This is a genomic window from Aquirufa sp. ROCK2-A2 (assembly GCF_054558485.1).
Genome location: NZ_JBPXKA010000001.1, coordinates 138,050 through 152,848, shown reverse-complemented (window position 1 = coordinate 152,848; position 14,799 = coordinate 138,050). Strand labels below are relative to the sequence as shown.

Sequence of the window (14,799 nt, the reverse complement as noted above, 5' to 3'; positions counted from 1 at the left end):
CTCCAATTGAGGAGCCCCTTTCATTGTTATAAGATTAAGTTATTAGTTACCTGAAGTAGGAGGAGCTAATAAATTAAAGAATTGATCCAATTTAGGAGTAACGATAATTTCAGTACGACGATTCATCTTACGTCCTGATTTGTTGTTGTTAGCAGATTGAGGTTCATATTCGCCACGACCACCAGCAGTCATTCTTTCTGGATTTACAGCAAACTTGGTTTGTAACATACGAACAACAGATGTTGCACGCTTTGCACTTAAATCCCAGTTATCTGTAATACACTCAGTAGAAATAGGTACTGCATCGGTATGTCCTTCGACAAGAATATCTAAATCTTTATGATCATTGATTACCTTAGCAACTTTAGCTAAAACAGTCTCAGCACTAGCGTTCACTTTTGCACTACCTGATGCAAACATTAATTTATCTGAAATAGAGATATAAACGACCCCTTTCTTCACTTCAATAGAAACATCTTCGTCATTGATATCAGCCAATGAACGTTTCAAATTCATGACCAATGATAAATTAACTGAATCTTTACGTTGAATAGAAGAATTTAAATCTTTGATGTATTTTCCTTGATCATTTAATGCATCAAGAGATTTACGGATACTTTCAGCACCTGATTTGTTAATTACGGATAAATCAGATAAACGATCTAATAAATTAGTATTCGTTTTCTTCATGTAATCCAATTGCTCTTGAAGAGATTTCAACTGACCATTTTTTGTTTCTAAATCAGAATCTCTTTTTTTGATTTCACCTTGAAGACTAGCTGTTAAAGATTGGCAATCTGACAAATCAGCCTTAGCCTTACCCAATGCTTGATCACTTCTTGCTTGTAAATCTGTTAATTGAGATTGTAAATCAGCCATTTTCTTTTTACTTGCACAAGAAAAAAAGAAAGGCATCAATGCAAATACCAAAAGTAATTTTTTCATAATAATAATTTAATTGTTGAGTTCAAAGACTTGGTTTAACTGTAATTTATTGCAAAAGTATAAATCTAAACGTAAAACGTATCCTTATTTCTAAAAAAATTACAAATTATACGCATTTTTTTCAATTAATGCATTTGCAATGACTCTTCTAGCCTGAATTAAGTTCTTGGGTTCAATTTTTGTAAATCGCTTTAAACCCATTAACAATATATTTAATTCATCCCCTGTTGCAAATCCTAATATCACCTCACGGCCTTGTTTAGCAACTATTTCTACGGCATGATGTAAATATACTAGCGCACATTCCTTTTGAATATTCGACTTTTCTTCCCCATTTTTCTGTATCAATTTCTCAGCTCTTACTAAGGCCGACTCAGCGACGTAAACCTCAATCATCATGTCCGCAATCGCCATCAAAATTTCTTGCTCTTTTTCAATTTGAACAGTGAATTTTTGCAATGCTGCGCCAGCTGCCAACAAAATGGCTTTCTTTAAGTTCTTTAATACCTCACGTTCCTTACTAAACGTGCCTTCTCCCAAAGACATATTGAAGTCAGGAACCCCTAAAATTTCTTTACCAACATTTAAGGCAGGAGTCATGATATCCAATTCTCCCTTCATGGCTCTTTTCAAAACCGTACCCACTGCAAGCAAACGATTAATTTCATTTGTCCCTTCAAAAATTCGATTAATTCTTGAATCACGATAAGAACGTTCCATCGGAGCGTCTGCCGAAAATCCCATTCCACCAAAAATCTGTACTCCTTCATCTACCACGTAATCTAAAACTTCGGAAGCATGTACTTTCAAAATCGCACATTCTATCGCAAATTGTTCGACACCTTTCAATTTAGCTTCCGCATCTGTTAAACCTGCCGACTTCAAACCTAGAATCGAATTATCAATATCTTGACCTGCTCGGTAGCAAGCTGATTCAGTTGCATAGGTCTTAATAACCATTTCGGCCAATTTATGCTGAATAGCTCCAAATGTATGTAATGAAACACCAAATTGTTTACGATCAATTGAATATTTGGTGGCTGCATCAATCACTCGTTTTGATCCTCCCATCACAGCAGCAGCCAACTTGATTCGACCAATATTTAATATATTAACCGCGATTTTAAATCCACCTTCTCTTTTAAATAATAAATTTTCAATTGGCACTTCGCAATCATTGAAAAAAACCTGACGAGTGGAGCTTCCTTTAATTCCCATTTTATGCTCTTCCTCATTCATCGTGATGCCAGGAAAACTTTTTTCTACAAGGAAGGCCGTCAACGTTTTATCATCATCTATTTTAGCAAACACAATAAATAAATCAGCAAATCCACCATTGGTGATCCACATTTTCTGACCATTGATCAAATAATGCGTTCCTGCTTCATTTAATTTAGCTTTTGATTTAGCAGCATTGGCATCAGAACCAGAATCAGGCTCTGTCAAACAATAGGCTGCTTTCCATTCTCCACTTGCCAATTTGGGCAAATATTGTTGTTTTTGTTCTTCCGTTCCGTAATACAAAATGGGAAGTGTACCGATACCTGTATGTCCTGAAAGCGCTACTGCAAAGGAATGGCCAGATCCACACGCCTCCGCTACCAACATGGACGTATTAAAATCCATCCCAAATCCACCATACTCTTCGGGTACCGAGGTCCCTAATAATCCCAAAGCGCCAGCTTTATCCATCAATGTTGACATCAAAGAATTATCTTTTGCTTCATCTATTTCATTTAAAATCGGTGTAATTTCCGTTTTAATGAAGTCTGAACATGTCTGTTCAATCATACGTTGTTCTTCCGTAAAATCTTCGGGTATAAATACTTCAGAGGGAGATAATTCTCGAATTAAAAATTCACCACCTTTGATGCTTGTGTTAATGCTACTCATGGCTTTATTGTATTTTAATTTGTTTATTTAGCGTTTCCAAAATATCAAGTGAATCATCTTCCAATACCTGGTTAATCGATTCCATAATTTCAAAGAAGTTTTTCCATTTTTCATTGCCCAACTTTTCTCGAACAAGCTCATTGAAAAATATAACTCCACGTTTGGCTTCATCTCTTTTCTTTTTTCCTAAATCGGTTAGAAAGATTTTAACAATCCGTTTGTCGGAATAATTCGCTTCTCTCCGTATCCATTTTTTATCCTCCAAGGATTTTAACATACGAGTTAGACTTCTCACTTCTAAACCCAAAGCAGGAGCAATTTTGGTTGCAGGTGTTCCTTCTTTATCAATATTTAGAAGGACATAACCTATGGCCATAGTCATATCAAATTGGGCAGCATAATTGTTATACATGCGACTAATGGCATACCAACTAGTCTTTATCTGAAAATCTATCGTATTTTCTGCTTTCATATTCATTTACTATTAAATAGTATGCAAGCATACCATTCGTAAATTTGGTGTAAAAAAAAATAGGATGCAAGCATCCTATTTCAATATTTTTAAGGCCTTAAAATTATTTAACCTTATTACCTCTCATTCGCTTACTATTAACCTTTAATCCAGAAAAGGAAGATTTCATAATCATCAAACGAACTTTCTTGGTATTGTAAAGCAAATATTTATTTCCTTCATAAGACAAACGCGAGAAGGTTGGACTACCTGAATCATCTACTAACTGATAAAATGATTCACCACGTTCACCAATAACCGGAGCAAAATGCAAACTTTTCTCTTCACCTGCACCTGCTTCAAAGGAAATCAATAATTGTTTATCAGCTTCCTTCACCAAAACACCTGGAGTTTGTTGTTCCAATGAAACCCGGTTGATATTTTTACCATTCACTAGAATAACTTTTCCTGACTTAACATTTGCGTCAGAGGCATTTAATTCTCTTTCTAGAAATAAGGCATTATCATTATAAAACTGAATTTTATTCAAAGGCAATTGATTGTCTTTAATTAAGGTCATCAATGAACCTGTTAGATACGCTTTTTGAGAACAAGAACTCAACAAAGCAATTCCTAAAGTAAATAAAATTAGTTTTTTCATGATTAATTAACGCCTTCGGCTAAAATAAGAACACGATTATTTAATACTTCAACAACGCCTCCTTCAATTTGAAAAACCTCTTTATCAGCACTTAATTCACCTTTTTGCAAGGTACTAACTAAGGCAGCGTGATCATTCATAATTTGAAAAGAACCATTTACGCCAGGTAAGGTAACTACAGAAGCTTCCGAAGAAAACACTTTACGATCAGGTGTAATTATTTCTACAAACATAGTTTATTATTTAGAAGCCTCAGCTATCAATTTCTCACCTTTAGTAATTGCATCTTCAATAGTTCCAACCAAGTTGAACGCAGCCTCAGGTAAATGATCATATTCACCATCAATAATTGCGTTAAATCCTTTGATCGTATCGTTGATATCAACTAAAACGCCTTTTAGTCCAGTAAATTGTTCTGCCACAAAGAAAGGTTGTGATAAGAACCTTTGAACACGACGTGCACGAGACACCACTAATTTATCTTCTTCCGATAATTCATCTAAACCTAAGATCGCGATGATATCTTGTAATTCTTTGTAACGTTGTAAAATTTCTTTAACACGTTGAGCAGTATCATAATGAGAAGCACCTAAAACTTCTGCAGATAAAATTCTAGAAGTAGAATCCAAAGGATCCACCGCAGGATAAATACCTAATTCAGCAATTTTACGAGAAAGTACAGTTGTTGCATCTAAGTGAGCAAATGTTGTCGCAGGAGCAGGGTCAGTTAAGTCATCGGCAGGAACGTAAACCGCTTGAACAGATGTAATTGAACCTCTTTTCGTGGAGGTAATACGCTCTTGCATCGCTCCCATCTCCGTTGCTAAGGTCGGTTGGTAACCTACCGCTGATGGCATACGACCTAATAAAGCGGATACCTCAGAACCTGCTTGAGTGAAACGGAAGATATTATCAATAAAGAATAAAATATCACGTCCTTGACCTTCTCCATCTCCATCACGGAAATGTTCCGCTACTGTCAAACCAGATAAAGCCACACGAGCACGAGCTCCAGGAGGCTCATTCATTTGGCCAAACACCAAAGTTGCTTGAGATTTACTCAATTCACTTTCATCTACTTTTGACAAATCCCATTGTCCCTCTTCCATGGCATGTTTAAATGCCTCACCATATTTAATTACTCCAGATTCAATCATCTCGCGCAATAAGTCGTTACCCTCACGAGTACGTTCTCCTACACCAGCGAAAACCGAAAGTCCTTCGTATGCTTTTGCAATATTGTTGATCAATTCCATGATCAATACCGTTTTACCTACTCCAGCACCACCAAACAAACCAATTTTACCTCCTTTTACGTAAGGTGCTAATAAGTCGATTACTTTGATACCTGTAAATAATACTTCCGTCGTTGTTGCTAATTCATCAAACTTCGGAGCTGCACGGTGAATCGGCAAACCTTTATCGGATTTTGGCTGAGTGATACCATCAATGGCTTGACCCACTACATTAAACAAACGACCTTTGATCCCATCACCCGTTGGCATGGTCATTGGAGTACCTTTGTCAATTACTTCTTGACCTCTTTGAAGTCCTTCCGTTCCTTCCATTGCAATCGTTCTTACACGATCTTCTCCTAAGTGTTGTTGAACTTCTAAAACAAGTTCTTGTCCGTTTGTTTTAGTGACAGAAAGTGCATTTAAAATTGCAGGTAAATGAGAACCTTCTCCTTCGAAGCTTACATCGACTACCGGCCCAATTACTTGTGCAACTTTTCCTTTATTTATTGGGTTTGCCATTTGAAAATTAAATTTGCTAGCTAAAAAACTAATGATTTAAATAATTCGTTGAATGCTAAATACATTCGAAGTGCAAAATTAGTCGGGAATTTCTAATTAGCAAAATGGAAGTTTGTATTTTTTTGCTATTTTTTGACAAAATCCGCCCTTTTCTTTGAATGAATTAAAGTTTATGCTGAAATTTAGGACTTCGAATTTTTCGACTTTTATGAACAAACCTATTCAAATTCGCTTCCAAAATACACCCATCATCTTTTTTGTTTTGGGGACAATTTTAAGTTTAATCTCTCTAATCACCATAATTTCCGTTTCACCTAGTCTTTTAGCTTGGAATGAATCCTCCGAACTAATTCCAATTTTATCAAAAGTCGATTCCAATAATTCACTCCAACTCGAAAATCAATTATTTTTAATCCGCCAATCCTACTTCATCCAATTTGTTGAAATAAAACCAACAATATTTCTTTTTTACTCCATTGCGAGTCTAATCGGAATAGCCTACCTCTTAATTGGATTTCAAAAATGGTCAAAAATAAATCCCCGACAGTTTATTTTTGGAATTCTTATATGGGTTGGGATTGTCGCATATAAAAATTTAGACCAAGAACTGAATGACTGGATTTTATTGTTCCAACAACAAATAGGATATGTCGGAATCTTAACGGCATTTGTTTGGGCTATACTCACTTCCCAAGCCATTCCAGCATTCATTATTCAAATAAGTTATCAAATCGACAAAAAAAATAATCTTAATTGGTGGATTTTATTTAGCCTATTTTACCTAGTGAATCTGATTTTGAGTTTTGGGAATATGTTGAATCTTTGGGAATCCAATTTTCATCTCCCCTCTTACTTTTTTTGGCTTACTTCTGCTATTTTGTTTTTGTTGCAAACCATGAAATTTCAGGAAAGGACCCAACAGATTATCTATTTTGGAATGTTTTTATTGGTCATTTTCACCTACATGGTGATGTATGAACAACAAAATGATCCAGGGATTAAAGCATTAGAAACATGGAATGTCATGTGCCAAATTGGAATGTTGATTCTATTCCCGGCATTCCTTTACACCAATTTTAAAGAGTTAATTACTCAACATTTACCCATTTATAAGGTTTTTCACAAAGCGCAAAAATTACCGATTTACCTTCTTCATATAGGAATATTTTTAATCTCTTGCGCATGGGTTTTTGCATTAAATACAGCCGTTTTTCATCAAATAATGGCTGGAAAAAGCAATCAAGATGGAGACAACGCATATGTATTGAAGGAATATAGTTTAGCAGAAATTCATTATAAAAATGCATTAACCCATAGCAAATTGAATACGAAATCCAACATGAGCCTTGCCCATTTGGCACAACAAAAAAACCAAGAAGAAGAACAAGCCTACTACCTATCAAATACCTTAGTGAAAAATCCACAAGCTGAAACTTATGTGGCATTGAGTAATTTATATACGAAAAATAATCATCTATTTGAATCCTTATTTAATTTACAACAAGGATTAACCGCATTACCCAATAATCCTTTTTTAATGAACCAAATAGCCATTCATTATGAAAAATTAAACCAACTGGATTCTGCTCGATATTTTTTCCAAAAAGCATTTAAATTGAACTCTCATAACGAAATTGCCACATCCAATTACGTATATTTCGAAAGTAAATACCCGCAAAAGCAACCTATTAAAGAGATAAATAGTTATGAAAATTCTGACAATTTAGCACTTCTAAACAATCAATTTCTTTATTCTTCTCTGCACCAATTAACTTTGCCAAAAGATATTATTTCAAGCTCTTTCCAACCCAACATGGATGTACGAGATTGGGCAATATTGTACAACACAACTACCTTATTAAAAGGAAAAGCTCCTATCTATCAATATTCCAAATGGAAAAAAAATCAAGCACTTTTGCGATTTTTCCCGGAAGTAAACTTCTTGGAAGCATGGCAAAATTATTATCATCAGAAACCATTGGTGGGAATGGATCAATTATCTCTGATTATTTCCCAAGATACTTCGGCGAATAGTATAGGACTTCAAAATATTTTAGGGTTTTGGAAAAACGCCCAAAAATCAAGCAAGCCCAATTTTCAAATAACAAATCTTGCGCTCGCCAAAAAAGCTTTAGAAAGTTACCCTTTCAATATTCAAGTGTTAGAAAAAGCCATCCCGATTTTGAACCAAAACAAAGAAGAAAAATTGGCCTATTACTACGCGCTTTCTGCTTTGCGATACAATGAGGCAACAGCAGTCTATCATGCCATTTACGCACTTCAAGCATTGGAAATTTCTGAGATTCAATATGCTGAAGAATCAATGGAAAACTTGAAAAAATTAGATCCTAATTTATTTGAAAACGAAATTGAAAGGTTCCAAAGAAAGAAGAATGATGTTTTAGATAGACAAAAATTTTAATTATTCAAGCATTACTTTAGTATACAATCCTTTGACATTCTGACATTTGCAAAAACGTTTTAAACGCATTACCTTTGCAAGCAATTATATGGCTGCTGGAGTAAATGGTTCTTTCAACAGTCATCAACTAAATGAACCAAATCTTATGAATCAAAAAATTCGTATTAAGTTGAAATCGTTTGACCATACATTGGTTGACAAATCAGCTGAGAAAATCGTTAAGGCGGTTAAAGCCACAGGAGCTGTTGTTTCAGGACCTGTACCTCTTCCAACAAAGATTGAGAAATTCACTGTTTTGCGTTCACCCCACGTGAACAAAAAAGCGCGTGAGCAATTTCAATTATGCACTTACAAGCGCTTAATTGATATCTTCTCTTCTTCTGCTAAAACGGTTGACGCGCTTATGAAATTGGAATTGCCTTCAGGCGTTGATGTTGAAATCAAAGTTTAATGTGCCCCAATCTCAGAAAAAAAGCCTCTTAGAAATAAGAGGCTTTTTTGTTGTTTACTAATGCAAACAAATCTTATTAAAGCGAATTAAGGGTTAAAATATTCATTAATATCTCAACATTACGTATAGCATTGCATTTTATTGGTTAATTCTTTTTCCATGGTATTTCTTTTTTTTAGAAAAAAAGAAACAAAAAAACTTATTTTCTTCTAGTTAATCCAAGACGAATCCGCAAGCGGCTCGATTTTCACTACGCTTTCGGCTATTTTCTTTGACCCTAACGCACATACCCCATGCGCATTGTCAAAGCTCCGCCTACCGCGTCGCTCAAATCTTTCGTCGGATTAACCGCAAATTCATTTATAAGTCAAAAAAAAGAATAAATAGTGTTAGCTGAGCTCTGTTATTTTGACCCTGTCGATTATAGTTACTTAGCTTGCCGAAGTATCCGAAGCCCAAAGCGGTATGGTAAGAGATTAATAATTGGAAATTTCAACCCTTAATTCGCATTATTATGTTTAATCAAGACAAATGTCTTTTTAAATCTCGATGATCCTTTTTCATTATGAATGTCTTTTTTTTCACCACGGACTAAAGTGTCTAGTGTTTAGGTATTAGTTATTAGTGTTTAGTTATGTTTCTTCTTTTCACTTTTCACTTTTCCCGTTTTCTCTTTTCTCGTTTTCTATCTCCTCTTTTCTAATTCCCCTACAATTTCACTACTCGAGCATCTTCCCAATCGATCAACTGTTCTGCCTCCGCTAAATCCACAAAAGGAAATTTTTTGATTAAAAATTCTAATTTCCCCATGGCCGTCGATAAGCCATAATACGATTTAAACTTTCGTAAATAACTCAAATCTTCAATCATGGGTTGCTCCGCATCAAAATCACGTGGATGAAAATAGGTCATAATGTAGGAATGTTTTTTCCACAATCGATCCAACATAAATGTTGGTAATAATCGAAAATAACCGCCCCCCGAAAAAATCAAAGGAAAATTACCTATCGAAGAAACATTGATGGGAAATTCCTTCAATCGAACTCCATTCATCTCCACCCAACAAGGTTGCTGCTGACCGAAATTTTCAAATCCACCGTGTGCGCGCTTGGCTGGAAATATGGAACAATCTATTTCTATGCCATTTTTCAGCAATTCATCAAAAACCCACTTGTTTTCTTCTTTCAAGGAGAATCCAGGTGCCCGATAGGCCCTAATTTTTTTGCCCGTTAAACTTTCTAGCGATTGAATAGAACGAGTCAAATCTTCTGAAAATTGATTTCGATTTTGTTGATAAGCCAATTGGTGCAGATCACTGTGTGTCGCAATTTCATAGCCTGCATCTGCAATTTGACGAATAATTTCTGGATATTTTCTTGCCACCCAACCTAAGCAAAAAAAGGTGGCTGATTGATTATTTTCAGACAAAACTTCCAAAATTCGATCCATATTTTGATGAATACGAACTGGAAATTTATGCCAATCGGCTTCCGTTCTAGTACCAGGATGATCTAGCAAATGAAACCACTCTTCAATATCAAACGTTAAAATATTCATTTAAAACCACTTGAAAAACAAGGCTCCGTTACGTTTAAATTCTATCACATCCTCCCGGGTCGGAAAGGAAAAATAAGTCATTTCCTCAGCTGGATTAGGCATTAAAACCTCTTTTCCATCTTTCAATAAAGTTATGGCCTCCAAGATACAATCCATTCCTAAATCTTTGGTATATTCAATCAACTCTTCTTGAGTTCTATTCCCAATTTCAATCTTCTTTTGTACAACCAAGGGCCCCGAATCAATACCTTCATCAACCATAAAGACGGATATTCCAGTGTATTTTTCTTGATTTTTCAATACCCAAAAAGAAGGCATCAAACCTCTATATTTAGGTAATAGGGCCGTATGTAAATTGATACAACCTTTGGTCGCAACATTCAACAATGGTCGTTTAAATATCTGATTCCCTCCAATCGAAACAAACAAATCAGGTTTTAAATTAGCCAAAATCGCTAAGTTATGATCCGAATTAATGGAACCCTCCAATTGCAATAAAGGTACATTTGCTTTTTTCAAAACGGCCTTCACCGAATAACCTGGTGTTAATTTGGCCCACAAAAATTTCAAGGAAAAAAACAAAAAGAATTCAAGACCAAACACATCCAACGTTTTTTTCATTTTAGCGAAAAATGACTCTCTCTTGCCAAATGGGGAAACTTCAAACAAAACCGTGGCAATTAATTCGACTCCTGATGGCAATTCCTTTTGTAACTTACCTAAGGCTTTGGGAAGAAAAAAAGGATCATCTTGAGTTAAAATTACGATTCTCATAGGATTTTTATGACTGTTGACGTTTGATTAATTGGGTGATTTTCCGCAAAGGTTTTAAAAACAAAGTGAAAAAATAAGGCTTTAGGCCATTCACTTCCCATGATTGCCTATCTTGCTTATTGGCTTTTAATCGATGCTTCCAACTGGCATTACTGACCCCACCGTTTAACATGTTGACTAACAATTTTGGCAAATAAGCAACCGAAATTTGTTCCTTGTACAAGGCTCGTAGCATCCATTCATAATCTGCTGAGGTAGATAAATCCAATCGAAAACCTCCAAGGCGGTCATAAACAGATTTTTTAACATAAAACGACAAATGTGGAGGCATCCAGCCAAAAAGCCAATTATTTCGATCATACTTTCCTGCAACCCAATATCGAACCACATTCCCTGTCAAAGGATCTACATATTGTTTATCTCCATAAACGGCTTCCACTTGATTAACTTGAAAACAATCCACCACCGACCGAATAACATCATTACTAGGATAACAATCGCCAGAATGAACCATCCCAACAATTTCACCGGTAATTTTGGCAAGTCCTCGATTCATTCCATCATAAATCCCACGATCTTTTTCTGATATAAAATTAATTCTACCTACGTATTCATTCAAAATCTCCAAAGTACCATCCGTTGAACCTCCATCGATTACCCAATAATCGATATCAGAATAATCTTGTGCCAAGACACTTTCGATCGTGGATCGGAGCGTATCTTTGCCATTAAAGACAACAGTGATAATGGAAACCTTCATTTGCATCAAATAAAAAACAAAGATAAGAACTTTATTGAAGGCAATTAAGTAGAAATTTGTCATAACATAATTTTTTTTATCCCTTCCTATTGAATAAAAATATTTTTTTTCCTACCTTTGCAAACCCAATTCGGTCCAACCATCGAATGGTTAAATTTTTAAGATAATGAAAAGAACATTTCAACCCTCTGTACGTAAAAGAAAAAATAAGCACGGATTCCGTGAGCGTATGTCATCTGCCAATGGCCGTCGTGTGTTAACAGCACGTCGTGCAAAAGGTCGTCATAAATTATCCGTTTCTGACGAGAAGAGAGGAAAATAAGCCCGAGACTTTAGGATTAAAATTTCTGGTTTAATTTAAATACATTGAAGTATTGATGCCGTGAAATTTACATTTCCCAAATCCGAGCGATTAACTCAGACAAAAATAATTGATACACTATTCCAAAAGGATAGTCAAATTGTTGCACAACGATTTGTCTATCCTTTTCGAGTTTTGTACCCTTCCACCCTCTCTCAAGAGGAATCCACCAAAATCCTCATTTCCGTTCCCAAACGAAAATTCAAAAAAGCCGTTGATCGCAATTTGATTAAACGAAGAATTCGAGAAGCTTACCGCCTAGCTAAACCACATTACTTAGGTGAATCGTTTAAACAATTACCAGAATACATTGCTTTTGTTTATATTGGATCTAAAATTGAACCCTTTGATTTAATTCAAAAAAGAGTTCATCATATTTTGAAAAATTTTGTAACGAATAGAAAAGAACACGGATCGAATGAAGCATAAAAAAAGAATCATAAGCCTTTCATTAATTATTGGTCTATTTTCCATCTTATCTTTTAGTCCGTCAGGTGAGCGCTTGTTCGATATCGCTAAAAATTTGGACATTTATGCCTCCGTATTCAAGGAATTGAATAAATTTTATGTAGACGATGTAAATCCGAACACGGCCGTTAAAACCTCCATTGATGCCCTTTTAAAGAGTTTTGATCCCTATACCGTTTATTATCCTGAGGATGAATTAGAGGATTACTTAACCATGACAACCGGCAAATACCAAGGAATTGGTATTATCCTAGATGAAATTAATGAGAAATACATCATCGCCTATGTCGATGAAAATAGTCCAGCCGCCAAAGCTAAATTAGGAATTGGCGACCAGATTGTTGCTGTGAATGATATTATCATTTCCGAAAAACCTGAAGCGGAACCCTCCCGATTATTAAAAGGACAAGCGGGAACTAATTTAACCTTGAAAGTTATCAAAAATGGTCAATCCAAAGAAGAAGAAATTCAGGTTACAAGGGAAACTGTTCAAATCAATAATGTCGTTTATTCAGGCATAATTCGTCCAGAAATAGGTTATATTTTATTAGAAGATTTCAACGCTTCGGCAGCAAAAGAACTCAAGGCCGCCCTTCAAAATTTGAAAAAAGAAGGGATGAAAAAATTGATTTTGGATTTGAGAGAAAATCCAGGTGGATTATTAACCCAGGCCGTTGATATATGTAATTTATTTCTCAACAAGGAAACAAAAATCGTTGAGACAAGAGGGAAAGTGGAAGAATGGAACAAAAGCTATTTGGCATTAAATCCAAGTGTTGAACCCAATTTGCCCCTTATCATTTTAATCAATCACCATTCAGCATCCGCTGCAGAAATTGTTGCTGGCGTGATGCAGGATTACGACAGGGCAGTCTTAATCGGTCAAAAAAGCTACGGAAAAGGTTTGGTACAAGTCACTCGCGATTTGCCATATCGAACAAAAATGAAAATCACCACAGCTAAATATTACATTCCAAGTGGCCGATGCATCCAAGCAATTGATTATCAAAACCGAAATAGCGATGGAAGTGCTAGGACCATCAATGATTCGAGTCAAAAGATTTTTTACACCCAAAACAAGCGAAAAGTAGTCGATGGAGGTGGAGTTTCACCAGATATATCCATTAAAAAAGGAACAGAATCGGCATTTGTGCAAAATTTAGTGTATAAAAATTGGATCTTTTTATATGCCTGCTATTATCAAAGCACCCATCCTAGCATAGCATCAGCGAAGGCATTTACCTTTCATGAGGAAGAATTCAATGCCTTCGGTAAATGGTTAAAAAGTCAGAAATTCCAATTTGAAAGCAACATCGAAAAACAAATCAAACAGGTGTTGGAACTTAGTAAAAAAGACCCAGCCTACGTAAGTTTGGAACAAAATTTAAATTCGATCAAGTCGGATTGGGTTTCATCCATCGACAAAGAACTTTTGTCGAACAAAAAGGAAATTGTCAAATTATTGGAATCCGAAATTATCTTACATTTTTACTTCCAAAAAGGTGTAAAAGAATGGTCATTTACCAAAGATGAATCCATTTTAGAAAGCATTAAACTTTTTGAACAACCTGAAAAATATCAATCCATTTTAGCAGGAAACAAATAATGAATACATTAATTCTAAGCATTGAAACCTCAACAAGCGCCTGTTCTGTCGCATTGCATGAAAATGGGCAATTGTTAGGAACTCAACTTATCAACAAGGAAGGGTCACATTCAAAAAGATTAACGCTATTAATTGATCAATTATTTGAAAATTGCGAGCGGCAAATGGCTGAATTAGCGGCTATTGCTGTTTCGGTTGGTCCGGGTTCCTACACGGGATTGCGAATTGGTTTAGCCACGGCCAAAGGATTGTGCTTTGGATTGGACTTACCTTTAATCGCTATTCCTACCTTAAAAATCCTAGCAAATTCCTATCAAGGAGTTAAATCGCCTAACATCGCAATACTTCCCATGTTGGATGCAAGAAGAATGGAAGTCTATTCGGCCATCTACCAATCTGACAATCTACAGGAATTGGATTCAGTCAAACCGGTAATTTTGGATGAGAACTCTTATCAATCCTGCCAAACGGATAAGATCATTGCTTTTGGAAATGGAGCTGCGAAATTCCAATCGATTTGCCAAACGAGACGCATAGAATTTCTGGCTAGCCCCACCTATCCTGAAGCACAATTCATGGGAAATTTGGCTTTGGAATTATTTTTGAACAAAGAATTTGAAAACATTGTTACCTTGGAACCTCAGTATTTGAAAGAATTTGTAGGTACTACACCTAAGAAAAATTTATTGTAAC

15 protein-coding genes are annotated in these 14,799 nt (G+C 35.5%); 6 read left to right on the top strand and 9 right to left on the bottom strand.

Going from position 1 to position 14,799, the window contains the following annotated elements:
• Positions 1-42: 42 nt before the first annotated feature.
• The 6 genes from V7S76_RS00730 to atpD form a co-directional block, all read right to left on the bottom strand.
• Positions 43-945 (bottom strand): OmpA family protein, encoded by a 903-nt coding sequence (locus V7S76_RS00730; RefSeq protein WP_459508082.1) that lies wholly within the window; start codon positions 943-945, stop codon positions 43-45.
• 99 nt (positions 946-1,044) lie between these two features.
• A complete protein-coding gene (locus V7S76_RS00725; protein WP_459508081.1) occupies positions 1,045-2,838 on the bottom strand; it encodes an acyl-CoA dehydrogenase family protein in 1,794 nt (597 codons plus the stop codon).
• A gap of 4 nt (positions 2,839-2,842) precedes the next feature.
• Positions 2,843-3,310, bottom strand: coding sequence for a MarR family winged helix-turn-helix transcriptional regulator (locus V7S76_RS00720; protein WP_459508080.1), 468 nt, complete (start codon positions 3,308-3,310; stop codon positions 2,843-2,845).
• A 103-nt stretch (positions 3,311-3,413) separates the two neighbouring features.
• The gene (locus tag V7S76_RS00715) at positions 3,414-3,950 is read right to left on the bottom strand and encodes a hypothetical protein (RefSeq protein WP_459508079.1); all 537 of its coding nucleotides are present in this window, start codon (positions 3,948-3,950) and stop codon (positions 3,414-3,416) included.
• A 2-nt stretch (positions 3,951-3,952) separates the two neighbouring features.
• Complete coding sequence (locus V7S76_RS00710) at positions 3,953-4,183, bottom strand: F0F1 ATP synthase subunit epsilon (RefSeq protein WP_459508078.1); 231 nt, start codon at positions 4,181-4,183, stop codon at positions 3,953-3,955.
• A gap of 6 nt (positions 4,184-4,189) precedes the next feature.
• Positions 4,190-5,707: a F0F1 ATP synthase subunit beta gene (gene atpD / locus V7S76_RS00705; RefSeq protein ID WP_459508077.1), complete on the bottom strand. Its 1,518-nt coding sequence runs from the start codon at positions 5,705-5,707 to the stop codon at positions 4,190-4,192.
• A 208-nt stretch (positions 5,708-5,915) separates the two neighbouring features.
• On the opposite strand from atpD, the gene V7S76_RS00700 reads away from it, so the two are divergent.
• Both V7S76_RS00700 and rpsJ read left to right on the top strand, forming a co-directional pair.
• Entirely contained in the window at positions 5,916-8,129 is a 2,214-nt protein-coding gene (locus V7S76_RS00700; protein WP_459508076.1) for a tetratricopeptide repeat protein, read from the top strand.
• A gap of 145 nt (positions 8,130-8,274) precedes the next feature.
• Positions 8,275-8,580: a 30S ribosomal protein S10 gene (gene rpsJ, locus V7S76_RS00695; protein WP_459489673.1), complete on the top strand. Its 306-nt coding sequence runs from the start codon at positions 8,275-8,277 to the stop codon at positions 8,578-8,580.
• Between the two features lie 708 nt (positions 8,581-9,288).
• On the opposite strand, the gene V7S76_RS00690 is transcribed toward rpsJ, so the two are convergent.
• From V7S76_RS00690 to V7S76_RS00680, 3 genes are read right to left on the bottom strand one after another with little or no spacing between them, the layout of a single operon-like run.
• On the bottom strand, positions 9,289-10,137 hold the full coding sequence (locus tag V7S76_RS00690) for a polysaccharide deacetylase family protein (RefSeq protein WP_459508075.1): 849 nt from the start codon (positions 10,135-10,137) through the stop codon (positions 9,289-9,291).
• Positions 10,138-10,911 (bottom strand): methionyl-tRNA formyltransferase, encoded by a 774-nt coding sequence (locus V7S76_RS00685; protein WP_459508074.1) that lies wholly within the window; start codon positions 10,909-10,911, stop codon positions 10,138-10,140. It abuts the gene before it with no gap.
• Positions 10,912-10,918: 7 nt separating this feature from the next.
• On the bottom strand, positions 10,919-11,734 hold the full coding sequence (locus V7S76_RS00680; RefSeq protein WP_459508073.1) for a glycosyltransferase family 2 protein: 816 nt from the start codon (positions 11,732-11,734) through the stop codon (positions 10,919-10,921).
• A gap of 103 nt (positions 11,735-11,837) precedes the next feature.
• On the opposite strand from V7S76_RS00680, the gene rpmH reads away from it, so the two are divergent.
• From rpmH to tsaB, 4 genes are read left to right on the top strand one after another with little or no spacing between them, the layout of a single operon-like run.
• Entirely contained in the window at positions 11,838-11,993 is a 156-nt protein-coding gene (gene rpmH, locus V7S76_RS00675; protein WP_459508072.1) for a 50S ribosomal protein L34, read from the top strand.
• 60 nt (positions 11,994-12,053) lie between these two features.
• Complete coding sequence (rnpA, locus tag V7S76_RS00670) at positions 12,054-12,461, top strand: ribonuclease P protein component (protein WP_459508071.1); 408 nt, start codon at positions 12,054-12,056, stop codon at positions 12,459-12,461.
• Positions 12,451-14,106, top strand: coding sequence for a S41 family peptidase (locus V7S76_RS00665; protein WP_459508070.1), 1,656 nt, complete (start codon positions 12,451-12,453; stop codon positions 14,104-14,106). The genes rnpA and V7S76_RS00665 overlap by 11 nt, the downstream gene beginning before the upstream one ends.
• A complete protein-coding gene (gene tsaB, locus V7S76_RS00660) occupies positions 14,106-14,798 on the top strand; it encodes a tRNA (adenosine(37)-N6)-threonylcarbamoyltransferase complex dimerization subunit type 1 TsaB (RefSeq protein WP_459508069.1) in 693 nt (230 codons plus the stop codon). The genes V7S76_RS00665 and tsaB overlap by 1 nt, the downstream gene beginning before the upstream one ends.
• Position 14,799 lies beyond the last annotated feature (1 nt).